This window comes from Paenibacillus amylolyticus, assembly GCF_001570725.1.
GTDB classification, from domain to species: domain Bacteria; phylum Bacillota; class Bacilli; order Paenibacillales; family Paenibacillaceae; genus Paenibacillus; species Paenibacillus amylolyticus_A.
The window spans coordinates 184079-197426 of the sequence record NZ_BCNV01000007.1 but is presented as its reverse complement, the minus strand read 5'-3'; the positions used below and the strand labels follow the sequence as shown (position 1 = coordinate 197426).

General features: G+C 44.5%; 12 protein-coding genes. 10 read left to right on the top strand and 2 right to left on the bottom strand.

The genetic code is table 11. The features are described 5' to 3' along the window. Nucleotides 1–361 precede the first annotated feature (361 nt). The 6 genes from PAHA3_RS25670 to PAHA3_RS25645 all read left to right on the top strand — a co-directional run bounded on the left by PAHA3_RS25670 (nt 362) and on the right by PAHA3_RS25645 (nt 7099). Nucleotides 362–1399 (top strand): siderophore ABC transporter substrate-binding protein, encoded by a 1038-nt coding sequence (locus PAHA3_RS25670; RefSeq protein WP_062837497.1) that lies wholly within the window; start codon nt 362–364, stop codon nt 1397–1399. 31 nt (nt 1400–1430) lie between these two features. After that, complete coding sequence (locus PAHA3_RS25665) at nt 1431–2441, top strand: ABC transporter permease (RefSeq protein ID WP_371327964.1); 1011 nt, start codon at nt 1431–1433, stop codon at nt 2439–2441. Beyond that, nucleotides 2438–3502 (top strand): iron chelate uptake ABC transporter family permease subunit, encoded by a 1065-nt coding sequence (locus tag PAHA3_RS25660; protein WP_062837495.1) that lies wholly within the window; start codon nt 2438–2440, stop codon nt 3500–3502. Before PAHA3_RS25665 ends, PAHA3_RS25660 begins: the two co-directional genes overlap by 4 nt. Continuing rightward, complete coding sequence (locus tag PAHA3_RS25655) at nt 3499–4251, top strand: iron ABC transporter ATP-binding protein (protein WP_062837494.1); 753 nt, start codon at nt 3499–3501, stop codon at nt 4249–4251. The genes PAHA3_RS25660 and PAHA3_RS25655 overlap by 4 nt, the downstream gene beginning before the upstream one ends. A 259-nt stretch (nt 4252–4510) precedes the next feature. Beyond that, the gene (locus tag PAHA3_RS25650) at nt 4511–5689 is read left to right on the top strand and encodes an alanyl-tRNA editing protein (protein ID WP_062837493.1); all 1179 of its coding nucleotides are present in this window, start codon (nt 4511–4513) and stop codon (nt 5687–5689) included. 105 nt (nt 5690–5794) lie between these two features. Further along, the gene (locus PAHA3_RS25645) at nt 5795–7099 is read left to right on the top strand and encodes a hypothetical protein (RefSeq protein WP_062837492.1); all 1305 of its coding nucleotides are present in this window, start codon (nt 5795–5797) and stop codon (nt 7097–7099) included. A gap of 574 nt (nt 7100–7673) precedes the next feature. On the opposite strand, the gene PAHA3_RS25640 is transcribed toward PAHA3_RS25645, so the two are convergent. Together PAHA3_RS25640 and PAHA3_RS25635 are read right to left on the bottom strand one after the other, a co-directional pair. Beyond that, nucleotides 7674–8021, bottom strand: coding sequence for a DUF1801 domain-containing protein (locus tag PAHA3_RS25640; protein WP_062837491.1), 348 nt, complete (start codon nt 8019–8021; stop codon nt 7674–7676). Further along, a complete protein-coding gene (locus PAHA3_RS25635) occupies nt 8018–8593 on the bottom strand; it encodes a GNAT family N-acetyltransferase (RefSeq protein WP_201028114.1) in 576 nt (191 codons plus the stop codon). The genes PAHA3_RS25640 and PAHA3_RS25635 overlap by 4 nt, the downstream gene beginning before the upstream one ends. A 255-nt stretch (nt 8594–8848) precedes the next feature. Here PAHA3_RS25635 and PAHA3_RS25630 point away from each other — a divergent pair, with 255 nt between their 5' ends. The 4 genes from PAHA3_RS25630 to PAHA3_RS25615 all read left to right on the top strand — a co-directional run bounded on the left by PAHA3_RS25630 (nt 8849) and on the right by PAHA3_RS25615 (nt 13284). Continuing rightward, nucleotides 8849–9304, top strand: coding sequence for a GNAT family N-acetyltransferase (locus PAHA3_RS25630; RefSeq protein ID WP_062837490.1), 456 nt, complete (start codon nt 8849–8851; stop codon nt 9302–9304). 156 nt (nt 9305–9460) lie between these two features. After that, on the top strand, nt 9461–9742 hold the full coding sequence (locus tag PAHA3_RS25625) for a hypothetical protein (protein WP_062837489.1): 282 nt from the start codon (nt 9461–9463) through the stop codon (nt 9740–9742). Between the two features lie 137 nt (nt 9743–9879). Beyond that, nucleotides 9880–11232, top strand: a complete 1353-nt coding sequence (locus tag PAHA3_RS25620) for an amino acid permease (RefSeq protein ID WP_153028307.1) — start codon at nt 9880–9882, stop codon at nt 11230–11232. A gap of 297 nt (nt 11233–11529) precedes the next feature. After that, entirely contained in the window at nt 11530–13284 is a 1755-nt protein-coding gene (locus PAHA3_RS25615) for a methyl-accepting chemotaxis protein (RefSeq protein ID WP_062837488.1), read from the top strand. Nucleotides 13285–13348: the final 64 nt, after the last annotated feature.

The following is a 13348-nucleotide window of genomic DNA, read 5'->3' as shown; positions in this document are numbered from 1 at the left end:
GGTAATATCAAGCTGTCACTCAATAAAATGGAGTTCAGATGGATGCATATTGTTCAATGTACATCATTATAAAATGTCGATTTTTATGCATATAAATACATAGAATAGAATATTTGGTTCATAATTTCGCCATGAATTTAAATAAATAGGTTGTTGAAAATGCCTTCTAACTTGTTATAATATAACCTATTGATATTGATAATCACTATCATTTATCTTTTTATTACTCAGCACTACAGTGAAAAGGGGTTAAGATTATTTTCTAAATTTACGTCTGAGGAGGTATATGATACTGAGTTTATCCAACGCAGTACGGTGCGTGGGAATCCAAATTTTCTAAATCTAGGGGGATATAAATTAAATGAGAAAGTCTATTTCTTCAAAATTAATGTTGATCATGGTTGCAGCTTTAACTTTGGTGTTGGCAGCTTGTTCAAGTAATGAACCTGCTACGACGGATACTGCGAATACAGAGGCTACAACTTCCGATGCTGCTACTACAGCTACACCCACAACTGTTGAAATTACGGATGCTCATGGAACGGTAACTGTGCCAGTAAATCCAACGAAGATCGTTGCTCTGGATAACAGAACATTTGAGACTCTGTCCACTTGGGGCGTCAAATTAGCAGCAGCGCCGAAGGATGTAATGCCTGCGGATTCACCGTATGTGGCGGATGAATCGGTACAAAATATTGGAAATCATCGTGAACCAAATCTTGAACTATTGGCTTCGATACAGCCTGACCTTGTCATTGTTGGTCAACGGTTTGCTGGATTCTATGAAGATATCAAAAAATTAGTGCCTAATGCAGCAGTGATTGACCTTAACATTGAGCTTGAAGAAACAGCATCACCTGGAGATAACTTTGTGAATGGACTTAAAGATGCAACAACCAATTTAGGGAAAATTTTCGAGAAGCAAGAAGAAGCTAGCCAACTGATTGCTGATTTTGATAAAGCTATTGAGGAAGCTAAGGCCGCTTATAATGGTGAAGATAAAATTATGAGTGTTGTCGTTTCTGGTGGAAACATTGGTTTCTCGGCTCCTCTTACTGGACGTGTGTGGGGACCATTGTATGACATTTTCGGCTGGGTTCCAGCACTAGAAGTGGACAAATCTTCTTCTGATCATCAAGGGGATGATATTTCTGTTGAAGCGATCGCCCAAAGCAATCCGGATTGGATTTTCGTACTGGATCGGGATGCAGCTGTATCTGCTGAAGAAGGTGCCGTTCCGGCTCAGGACGTTATTGATAACTCACCTGCTCTGAAAAACACAAAAGCTATTACTCAAAAACAAATCGTTTATGCTCCAAACGACACATACACCAATGAATCGATTGAAACTTTCTTGGAGTTGATTAACAATCTTACGAAAGCTCTAGCTAAACAGTAAAAAGGAGTATGCTGCAGTGCAGAAGAATTTAATACCAAAATTAGCTGGGGTTGAGAATTCTCAACCCCAGCGTCATAATCCGAAAAAGCTATGGACCATACCTTTTATCATTGCGATTATAGCCACTATTATTTTAGGCATTACATCACTGCTTATTGGAGTCTATGACATACGAAGACAAGCCGATGGAATGGAGATGTTCTTCATTACTCGTGTCCCAAGAACTGTTGCATTAATGCTTACCGGTGCCGCCATGGCAATGGCTGGACTGGTCATGCAGCTTATTACACAGAATCGCTTGGTGGAACCTACCACAACAGGAACAATGGAATGGTCGGGTCTGGGGATCATGTTTATTTATCTGGTCTTTCCTGCTCCGAGCTTAACGTTGAGAATGACTGGTGCAATCATTTTTTCTTTTATAGGAACGATGATTTTTTTTATGTTTCTAAAGAAAGTTAAACTCCGTTCGTCTTTGGTTGTCCCGATTATCGGGATGATGCTTGGAGCAGTCATTTCTGCATTTTCAACTTTCGTTGGACTTGTATTCCAAATGACTCAAAATATCGAAAGCTGGTTTGCAGGCTCCTTTTCATCTGTGCAAATTGGCAGGTACGAATATTTATGGCTCATTGTGTTGGTGACTATTCTTATTTTTGTTTTTGCTGATCGGTTGACTTTAGCTGGTCTTGGAGAAGATGTCGCTACTAGTCTTGGCGTAAATTATGACAGGATCATTCTTTTGGGTACTGCGCTTATTTCACTGGCCGTTGGAATCGTTGCAGCTGTCATTGGGAACTTGCCTTTTCTAGGGTTAATTGTCCCCAATATCGTTTCCATGTTTAGGGGTGACGATCTCAGGAGCAATTTGCCATGGGTGTGCTTATTAGGGATGGGCAGTATCATTGTTTGTGATATCCTGTCTCGTGTCATCATCATGCCTTTTGAAATACCTGTCTCCATGATCCTTGGAACAGTGGGAGCCGTCGTATTTATTGTCATTTTGTTAAGACAAAGGCGGTCAACAAGGAGGGTAAGATGAGCGACTTAGCAAGTAGAAATCCACTAAATATCGAAATCGATTCTAGCCGTCGTCCTAAAAAAAGATCAGCTAGAGCCTTCCGTACCAAGAAAGAAGAAAAGCGTTATTGGATTTTGCTGATCACATTGATTGTTCTGGGCGTTTTTGCATCGGTTGGACTACTGGTTTATAACAATCCCGTGCCGGTGTCCTCACCTTCTTTTATACCAGTTGTTACAAGAAGGGTAGTTGCTCTGGTTTCAATGCTGATCGCTGCAATCTGCCAAAGTTTATCCACGGTTGCTTTTCAATCGATTACGAATAACAGAATTATCACTCCGTCCCTTTTAGGTTTTGATGCTATCTATTCAACCATTCATACGAGTACTATATTTTTCCTTGGTGCTACGGTATTTGTGAATTTTAGCGGTGTTGATTCCTTTTTATATCAAGTTGCTGCCATGGTCATCATGTGTTTGATTCTTTATGGATGGCTGCTTTCCGGAAAATACGGCAATTTACAACTTCTGCTTCTGGTCGGAATTATCATTGGGACCGGCCTGAGATCCGTATCTTCATTTATGAGAAGACTTCTTGCACCGTCCGAGTTTGATATTTTACAGGCAAGAATGTTTGCTTCCGTGAATAATGCCGATTCTGCCTATTTCCCGATTGCGATTCCTATCGTCATCATTGCAGCGATCCTGCTGCTTGCTAATGCCAAGAGGTTAAATGTATTGTCGCTGGGTAAGGATGTCTCGACTTCCTTGGGAACTAAACATCAAAGTAGTGTGATTTATACGCTGGTCCTGGTTTCCATATTGATGGCCATTTCGACGGCTTTGGTGGGACCACTAACATTCTATGGATTTTTAGTAGCGATTTTGAGTTATCAGGCCGCCCAAACCTATGATCACAGATATGTTTTCCCAATGGCTCTTGCGATAGGGTTTGTGATCTTAACCGGTGCATACTTTATTATGAATCATGTTTTCAATGCCCAAGGTGTTGTATCTATTATTATAGAATTGGTTGGCGGACTAACATTTTTAATTGTGATTTTAAGGAAGGGTTCTTTATGATACAGATCAATAATGTCAAAAAGTCCTATGCAGCCGAGGTAGAGATTGGCCCTTTGAATATTCATATACCCAAAGCAGGCCTTACTTCATTGATTGGACCCAACGGTGCGGGGAAGTCGACGACACTTCTGATGATCGGAAGACTTTTGGATTTGGACGAAGGTCAAATTACGGTTGCCAATATGGATGTTTCCACGACCAAGTCAAAAGACTTGGCCAAGATTGTAACGGTTTTACGACAAGAAAATCATTTTGTCACAAGGCTTACCGTTAGACAACTTGCCGGATTCGGACGGTTTCCTTATTCTAAGGGAAGATTAACGGATGAGGATGAAGCTATTATTTCTAAATATATTGATTTTCTAGACTTAACTGATCTGGAAAATAGATATTTAGATGAGCTTTCTGGTGGTCAAAGGCAAAGAGCTTATGTCGCCATGGTTTTGTGTCAGGAGACGGAATATGTACTTTTGGACGAGCCTCTGAACAACCTGGATGTTGCCCGTTCTGTTCGGATGATGGAGCATTTGAGATATGCCGCTAATGAATTCGGGAGAACCATTCTGACGGTTATGCATGATATCAATTTTGCCGCCAAATATTCGGATCGAATATGTGCCATGAAAGATGGCCAAATCGCTGCTTTTGGAACCGTAGAAGAAGTGATGGACCCTGAAATTTTAACAGATATTTTTGAAACGAAAATTGAAATTATCGATGGTCCGTATGGACCGATAGCGATCTATTAACCACAAGATTTAATGAAAAGTGGTTTGTTAAAATGGTCTTCAGAAAGTAGAGTGATTATTCACTCTGCTTTTTTTTATTCAATACCGAGCATCTTCCTGCAAAATTTTCTTTCTTGTTCAAAAGGTATTTTCACTCACAGAGTGTTATTTTGGATATGGAAAGCGATTTTGCATGCCATAAATTGGCTTGAGGGTTCCAGATAGTGTAATCTGGAGATTATGAAAACCCATTTGAACGAGAAGGGATCGGGATGATTCAATGACGCAAAAAATCTATTATGACTCTGCTTATACTAGAGAGTGGCATACAACGATTACAGGCAGAGTGGACAAGGAAGATGGCATACATGTCACGCTGGCGGAGACTGCTTTTTACCCGCATGGGGGTGGACAACCTTGTGATCTAGGACAAATTGGCGGTATTGCTGTTCTGGATGTGAACATCGAAGATGGAGAAGTGTGGCATAAGCTGGAACGCGCCCCTGAACAGACAGAAGTACATTGTGAGATTGACTGGGAGCGCAGATTCGATCATATGCAGCAGCATACGGGTCAGCATTTGTTATCGGCAATCACGCTGAAGCTGACTGAAGCGATGACGCTTAGTTTCCATCTCGGTACGGAGTATGACACGATTGATGTGGCTGCGGCTGAACTGGGAGCGGATCAATGGACTGCCATTGAACAAGAGGTGAATCGTCAGATCTATCGTAATGCTCGCATCAACACTTCCTGGGTTACAACAGAAGAGGCGGCACAATTGCCACTGGTGAAGCAGCCTACGGTAACGGAAGATATTCGCATTGTCGAGATCGAGGGTGTGGAGTATAACGCCTGCGGCGGAACGCATGTGTCGGCGACAGGTGAGATCGGGATCATCAAACTGCTGAAAACCGAAAAAGTGAAGGGCGGCACCCGCATTTATTTCAAATGTGGAACAAGAGCGCTGAATGAATTTACATCCACACAAAACGTGCTCAATAGCATCATGGTTAAATTAAAGACCAGCAAGGACGAATTGTTGGAGCGCATTGAGAAAATGGAGCTGGAGCAAAAACAGCTGCAAACCGAGCTGAATGCAGTGAAAACAACCAATGATGCCTATTATGCGGAGGAACTTCTGGCTGCTCGGCAAGGGCTGGTGATTGCTCAAGTCTTTGAAGACAAATCGCTAAAGGATATGCAGAGCCTGGCAACCAAGCTGACGGCAGACCATGAGGGACTTGTACTGTTCGCCAGCATCTCGGAGGCCAAAGTCGTTCTCGCACAGAACGGACAGCCGCCTGAATGGGCGTGTGGACCTTTCTTCAAAGGCAATCTTGGAGCTTACCAAGGCAAAGGTGGAGGTAGTGAAAAGATGGCTCAGGCAGGCTTTGCCAGCAGCGAAGATGCGCTCGCCTTTTATGAGTTCACCAAGGACCAGTTGGGACATCACTGATTCGCATTTTCTTTTACGGACAGGCAGTATTGAAATATGAGTAAGGGACAAGCACGTCACATTGTGGCGTGTTTTCCATTGCCAATAGTTGAAGGAGGTTGGAATATGACAGAACGAATTCAGTGTATACGAGAAGGGTGTACAAATACCATTCTGCCAGCAACAGCGGCGAAAACGGGTGGTTATTGTATGCCTTGCAAGCAGGAGATGGAGCGTGAGGAGCGCCAGAGATACATTGAAGCGAATCGACGTGACGTGAACTTGTATGCGGGGATCATAGACCCGGTGGAAACTTTGAAAATCATGCACGAACCTCAGGTTCGCGATCCGCTAATTCGTTATGTGCCATATGAACAATCTAAGGAACAAGTATATCTGTCCTTGTCTGTAGAGCAACAAGATCAGATGAAGGACTATGCGATGCAACGGATTCGTACAGGTGATGAAGATACAGGCAAAGACATTCTGGTATATCTGGTCTGCTACCATGATATATCGTTGACTGCCGAAATTCCTGAGCTGCTGGAACAGGAGATCTATTATCCTTCCATTTTGTATAAAAGTGCCTCGGGTGAGGCACGTGATCATCTCTTGCAGCAGGTGAATACCGATGATGAGAAGCGTAACCATATTTTGCTCATGCTGGCTCATATCAGTGATGATGTTGTTGTGCAGCAGTTCCGGCAGTGGAGACAGTCTCCGCCATCTTGGGCGAGTGAGTTGTACGTTGCACCAGAGCATTACACCACTGAAGCTGGTTGGGAGCTCACGAAAGACGGGCAGCGCAGGGAATTATTCATCACCCCAAGTTATTCACTCTATAAAGTAAAAGAGAATGAAGGAACTAGCGTGGAATCATTCGGTGATTCATTCTCGTTGCTGACCCCTAGTGCCAATTGCTGTCCATGGTGTGGTGGTGCGTTAACCACCTTAATTAGTCTGGATGTTAAGCATCCAGCATTGCATGACGTTTCTTGGCATGCTCAGCAACTTCAGATACAGACTTGCGTGATATGCAGCAGTTATGGTGTGGTTTACATGGAAATGGACGCAGCAGGGGAACCGTTATGGAGTTCACATAATGTTATGCCTGTGGGAATGGACGAGATTGACCTAGACGACTATGGTAAACTTGCACAGGCTGCGGGGCGTCAGTTTCAGATTGCGACTTCATCACGTCATGCGTTCCATGCCAGTGAATGGGCGATGGAGCCATCGCTATCTCAGGTCGGCGGACATCCGGGATGGGTTCAGGATGCGGAGTATCCAACATGTCCGAGCTGTTCCACGAGAATGAAGGCCGTCGCACAACTGGATTGGGGCGAGGTTGAGAAACATGGTGAGGGCATGTATTACATGTTCCTATGTGAGCCGTGTCAGCTGACCGCCGTATCCTACCAGCAATCTTGATGGTGGAAGCTATTATAAGCTAGCATCTTAATACGATATTTCAGGGCTTCAGGTTGGAATGACAGTAGTAGAAATACAAAAACAAAGGGGCATCCGGAAGTTCTTGAACTTCATGGGATGCCCCTTTGCTAGCCTGCTGCGCAGAATGGATGGCGGCTATTCTTTCTACAGTTAGCGGGTTATGTTATTCAGTCACTAAGGATTGGTTTTTTTATCTACGTGCAGAGGCAGCTTGTCGTACTCACACAGTCTAACGAACCTAGCACGTCTTATTGGGCGATTTTGCAGCAGTATAGAATTCTACCGAATCGTATGCACTTTATTTCTCCCATGGGCAGGTTTTTCGCGAAGAAAATCGGAGGTTCTGACGGTAATAAGATTGCTGAGATTCGTTAGAATTTCATATGTTTGTTTTAATGCGAAATAAGGTGTGTCCGATTCGTTAGCACTGCGCCCAAACCTAAATTCACCCCATACACATCACCCGCACATTACCACCCACACCACACGTTCCACACATTACGACCTAAGTTACTACAGCTTCGTATGCGCCTAGCCTCTTCACTACATCTGTCTACAAGTCCGCAGATGCCTGCTTTAACAAACCAGCCAACCATTCATAGTCCGGCGTATCTTTTTCCTTGAGTTTGATCGTTTTACGTTCTTCCGGGCCTTCGAATATTCCATCGGGTAGATCAAGTTCGGTTGCATGGAAGATGGTGAAAGACACGGCCTGTTTGGATGGCGAGATGACCGCAGCGTACTTTCCGTTTTTCAAAAAATGAGGTTTCTTGTATTGCACGCGTTCCTGCACGTCAGGGATGGTATCGTGCACCAACTGACGCAGTTGTCCAGCGATTTCTACTTGCCATGGGATCTGAATCTGTTCAATAAACGCAGTGACTTCTGCATTCTTGGTCATGCTTGTTCACCCTCCGTATGGATCTGATTGTGTGTTTCCCATTCTGGTCTTAGGATTCCCATCATCAAGCGGTCGTAACGCTTACCATCACGATATACAGCTGAGCGTGCCCGACCTTCCAACTGAAAACCAACCTTCTCATAGGAACGGATTGCTTTGGCATTGTAGGCGATGACATCGAGGCCAACCCGGTCCAGATTCATTTCATGGAATGCATATCGTAAAATAAGATTCAACGCTTCCGTTCCATATCCCTTGTTGCGATGTTCGGCAAGTCCGATGCCAATGGCAAGCTGTCCGCAGCGGTTATTCCATTCAATACTGTGAATGACGACAAAACCAATCAGCGTATCCTCTTCATGCGTGCGCAGTCTAAAGTAGACTTCCTTGTTCTTCGTTTCGCCCTCATCTTCCAACTGTTTCTCTGAATAGGGAATGGCCAGATCAGTATCCACATTCCGAAGGTACTCCGGGTCTTCGTTCCATTGCAGCATGGTCTGCACGTCTTCAGAGCGTGGTGGCGTCATCTTTAATCGTTTGCTATAAAACAGGTTATCCGTAGTGAGTGTCATAGGGGTCTCCTTTAAATTAAGTTAAGCTTGCTTCACCGTAGTTTCACATGTAACTCTATGTATATTTCGCAATAGACCTCGCCCCTTTGGCATCTGATAGCCTCATCATACTGGAAATTATAGGTGAATCACAATAGCGTATTTTAGTGGATAGAAGCAATCTCTTGTCATGAAACCTAACATGGTAGTAATATGAAATAATCGATATACATTCAATGACAGAACCAATAAAAATGTCGGCAGGAGTGATACGTTTTGGAGATCAAAGTGGATGATTTGAATGGAATACAAGTTAAGGCATTAATTGCAGAGCACTTGCAAGGCATGGCAGCGGATTCACCTCCAGAGAGTATTCATGCGTTGAATCTGGATGGACTCAAGAAGCCTGAAATTACATTCTGGTGTGCGTGGGATGGGGACGACTTGCTCGGTTGTGGGGCTATCAAAGAACTTAATTCGGAACATGCAGAATTGAAGTCGATGCGTACCGCTTCGGCTCATCTGAGAAAAGGCGTAGCGAGAAAAATTTTGGCCCATATTATGGACGTTGCTGTAGAACGTGGTTATAAGCGAATCAGTCTGGAGACGGGCTCAATGGACTCATTTATTCCGGCACGGAAGTTGTATGAAGATTTCGGATTCGAATACTGCGAACCCTTCGCGGATTATATATTGGATCCGAATAGCGCATTTATGACAAAAACAATTTAAATTCATCCATATAAGAAACCAGTATTCTGTTTTTTTTACAGGATGCTGGTTTTTTAATTTTGCAACATATCATACATATTGAAATCTGGAAAAAGAGTAGAATAAACTCAATGACGCAACATGGACCATGCTATGAAAAGGATGGAGGAGTCGTGCATGATATATTGGTGGTTTGATCATATGAATCCGCTGTTTGCCGTCTTGATATTATGTCCCATCATTGCTGTGGTGCTTGGAGTATGCAGTTATTTTGCCAAATGGTTTAGACTCTGGGTTGCGCTGATTATTTCTTTTATGCTGCCTTTGTTGTATATCGCGAGTGATCTTTCAACAATGGGTAGTAACATAGGCGCTTGGTTCATCTATGGGGCAGTGTACAGTTTGATCAGCTGGATTATACGCAGATTGCTTCGTGCCATTGTGGGGTATAAAACATAGGTTGTGTCCCTATTCGTTTGGGATGAATTGGCCATAAGGAACTTCTGGGCTGATTGATGGACAATAGGGTATACTGGACATTATGTCTATGAAACAAGACAGCATTACAGACGTTTTTTACATCAGGAGGACTTGAATTGGCTCAGACAGAAGGAACACTACAGAAGAAGCTTAAACCAAGACACATCAGTTTTATGGCTATGGGTGGTGTCATAGGAACCGGAATTTTCAAAGGCAGTGCAGAGACGATTGGACTCGCTGGTCCGGGCGTGATCGTTACGTACATTTTTGCCGGATTATTGCTGCTGGTCGTTATGGCCGCGATGGCGGAGATGGCTACGGTGTACAAGAACAAAAATATGAAAGACTTCGTGCAGGAAGCATTCGGTAGCCGAGTTTCCTTTGTTATGGGATGGATGTACTGCTTTCTATGGTTATCGGTGTGTGTCATTGAGGTGATTGCCGCCGGGAGCTTTTTGCAGTATTGGTTCAGTGAAGTACCGCTGTGGATGCTGAGTCTGGCTTGTGCGGCGTTCATTATACTGGTTAATCTGCTCAGTGTGGGTGTGTTCGGGGAATTTGAGTTTTGGCTAGCCGGGATCAAAATTGCCATGATCATTATTTTTATCTTCCTGGGCGCAGGATTGATCTTTGGCATTATTCCAAGTGATAACACCCCTTATCTGCAAAATTACACGCAAGCAGGCGGGTTCTTCCCGAACGGATGGTCTTCGATCTTCTCGGCACTGCTTGTGGTCATGTTCTCCTATGGGGGATCGGAGCTGATTGGTCTGACCCTGACCGAGACGGAAAATGCAGAAAAGGTTATGCCCAAAATCGTAGGCAATTTCATGCTCAGAATTATTCTGTTCTTCACCTTGCCGATTCTCATCATCTGTGGACTCATCCCTTGGAATGAGATCGGGCCGGAGAGCAGTCCGTTTGTGCAGGTGCTCGCCTCTACGGGACTGCCGGGAGCGGCACACATTATGAACTTTATTTTGGTGACGGCGGTTCTGTCTGCTGCGAATTCAGGGATCTACGGTGCATCCCGGATGATGCACTCCATGGCAGTAGGCGGGGAAGCTCCAAAGGCATTGTCACAGACGAATCGCAACGGCAGCCCTGTTAACACACTTCTGGTGTGCTCGGTCGTCTTGCTTGGAGGTTCCTTGCTTGGCCTGTTCGCGCAGGATCAACTGTTCCGGGTATTGCTCGCAGTTCCGGGATTTGTGGTAATTCTCGTGTGGATCTGTATTGCCTCATCGCAGTTGAAACTGCGGAAAAGATATCCGGTTCAACCGACCTTCAAAGTCTGGGGATTCCCCTACATAACCGGAGTCGTTGTACTATGTCTGAGTGTGATTGCGGTGATGTTTGTGTTTGATGAAGGTAATCGGTTCAGTATTAGCATCTGTCTTGCCGTGCTTGCGTTGCTCATTATCTGGTCCCTGATTCGATTCAGGAAGACAAATGGACGAACAGTTTAATATTTGTGACATTAACATGTAAAACACCACAACATCTCGGCGCTCGCGTCGGGGTGTTTTTTTCTATCATTTTTTGCTGCAAGGAACGTAAACAAATCCTAAGAAATGAAGCCTAAATGCAGCTCCAATGATCAAAGCTACCACAGCCATGATAGCGTTTTTATGTAAACCCAATATTTTCTTGCCTAAATCGACATATTCGTTTACTATTTTCCCATACTTAGTGCTTCAAGCATGTGTTTTTTGGGTAGCGCCTAGTCAAAAAGGCTTGGGTTCACGGGAGAGGAAGAGGAGCGGATGATCGGTTTTTTTAGAAAACGTTTGGTTGTACGCATTGTTGCAGTAGTTACACTGGTCATTACGATAATAGCCGTTGGAAGCATGCTGTTACAGGTGGCTAATATGAAGCTAGCTGCGCAGGAGGCCATTTCGAGTTACAATATCCAGATTGCTCAGAGTTATGTGAATCAGCTGGATACAGCATCTTATGCCGAGTTTGCCAAGGACCCCAAGGAGAATGACGAATTCTTGAAGATTCGTGATGAACTGGATGACTTTCGTGTAAGTATTGGTGCAATGTATGTGTATTTCGTCAAAATAGATGACAAAGGTACGCCACTTATTATGGTTGATGGCATGAAGGATGCAGATAAAGCCTCACCGATTAATGAAGTAACGGATGTGCCGCAAGATGCTGTTCAGAAGCTGTTGCAGGGGCAGACAGCCAGTTCTTCGATTATTAACAATGAAGAGTACGGTGACTATATTTCCTCTTACGCTCCCATGCTGGATAGTAATGGGGCTGTAACAGGTGTGATTGGTATTGATACGGCGGTATCGGTGATCGGAAGCATTGAGTCAGATATTATGAAATCAAGTATTCCCTTCTATGCTTTATTGTTACTAATTACACTTATAGGCATTGCTGTTGTCATGTGGTTTATTGTAAGGGGATTGCGACCACTTCAACCGCTGAAGGCGAGTGTGGAAAAAATGGCACAGGGTGAGCTTGCAGAAGCGAATCAAATTTTGACGTCGTATCGTTTGCGGAGCGAAGATGAGATTGGAACGACATACCAAGCGATGATACATATGTCCGGAAACTTGAATAAAATTGTAAGTAACATGGTTGAAGGGGTAGCCGTAACCACAGATATTTTATCGGAATCAACCAAGGAATTTAATCGTAGTACCGAAGAGATGCTTGAGATGAGCAACACGGTTGATCAGTCTGTCGAACAGATTAGACAGGGTGCACATACGCAGAAGCAGGGTGCGAGCGATAGTGCGCATGCGATGGAAGAGATCGCAAAAGGCATAACGGATATATCCGAATCCTCGATGGTTGTATCGGATGCGGCAACAAGTGCGCTTGCTACGGCGGAGTCGGGTAAACAGAGCATGTCACAGATGAAAACACAGATGGAGAGCATCTCGAATGTCTCAGGTGAAGTTGTAGCGATGGTTCAGGTGCTGAACAACTACTCCGAGGAAATAGGTGGTGCGCTACACACGGTTCGTGATTTTGCGAGTCAGACGAAGCTGCTTGCGCTTAATGCATCCATTGAGGCAGCACATGCAGGAGAACACGGCAAAGGTTTTGCTGTTGTGGCGGACGAAGTTCGGAAGCTTGCGGAGGCTTCAAGCACATCCATGGAACTGATCTCGAACCTGCTGCTTCGCATTCAACAAGAATCACAGCAGATCGGCTCACGGATGGGCGTTACCGCAACGGAGATTGGGCAAGGTGTTACGATTACCGCAGAAGCGGAGCAAGCATTCGCCCATGTGGTTGATGCGTTCCAACTGGTGACCCGTCGCATTCAGGAAGTCTCCGCGGCGGCAGAGGAAATCTCGGCAGGATCGGAAGAGGCCGCAGCCTCGGTCAATACGATCTCCCAGATCTCAGCCGGGGTGTCGGATCATTCGGATGAGATCTATCGCTTGATGCGTGAACAGTCGGCCATGTTCAACAGGGTGGCGCAGACATCCACGATGCTGGAGCAGCAGACCAACGAGATGAGCGAAGCCGTGCGAAAAGTGAAAGTATAACTTGAGTAAAATGTAGTAATAGTAAAGCAAGCGGTAGTTAGAAAAGAGTCTGGTTTGTTGTGTA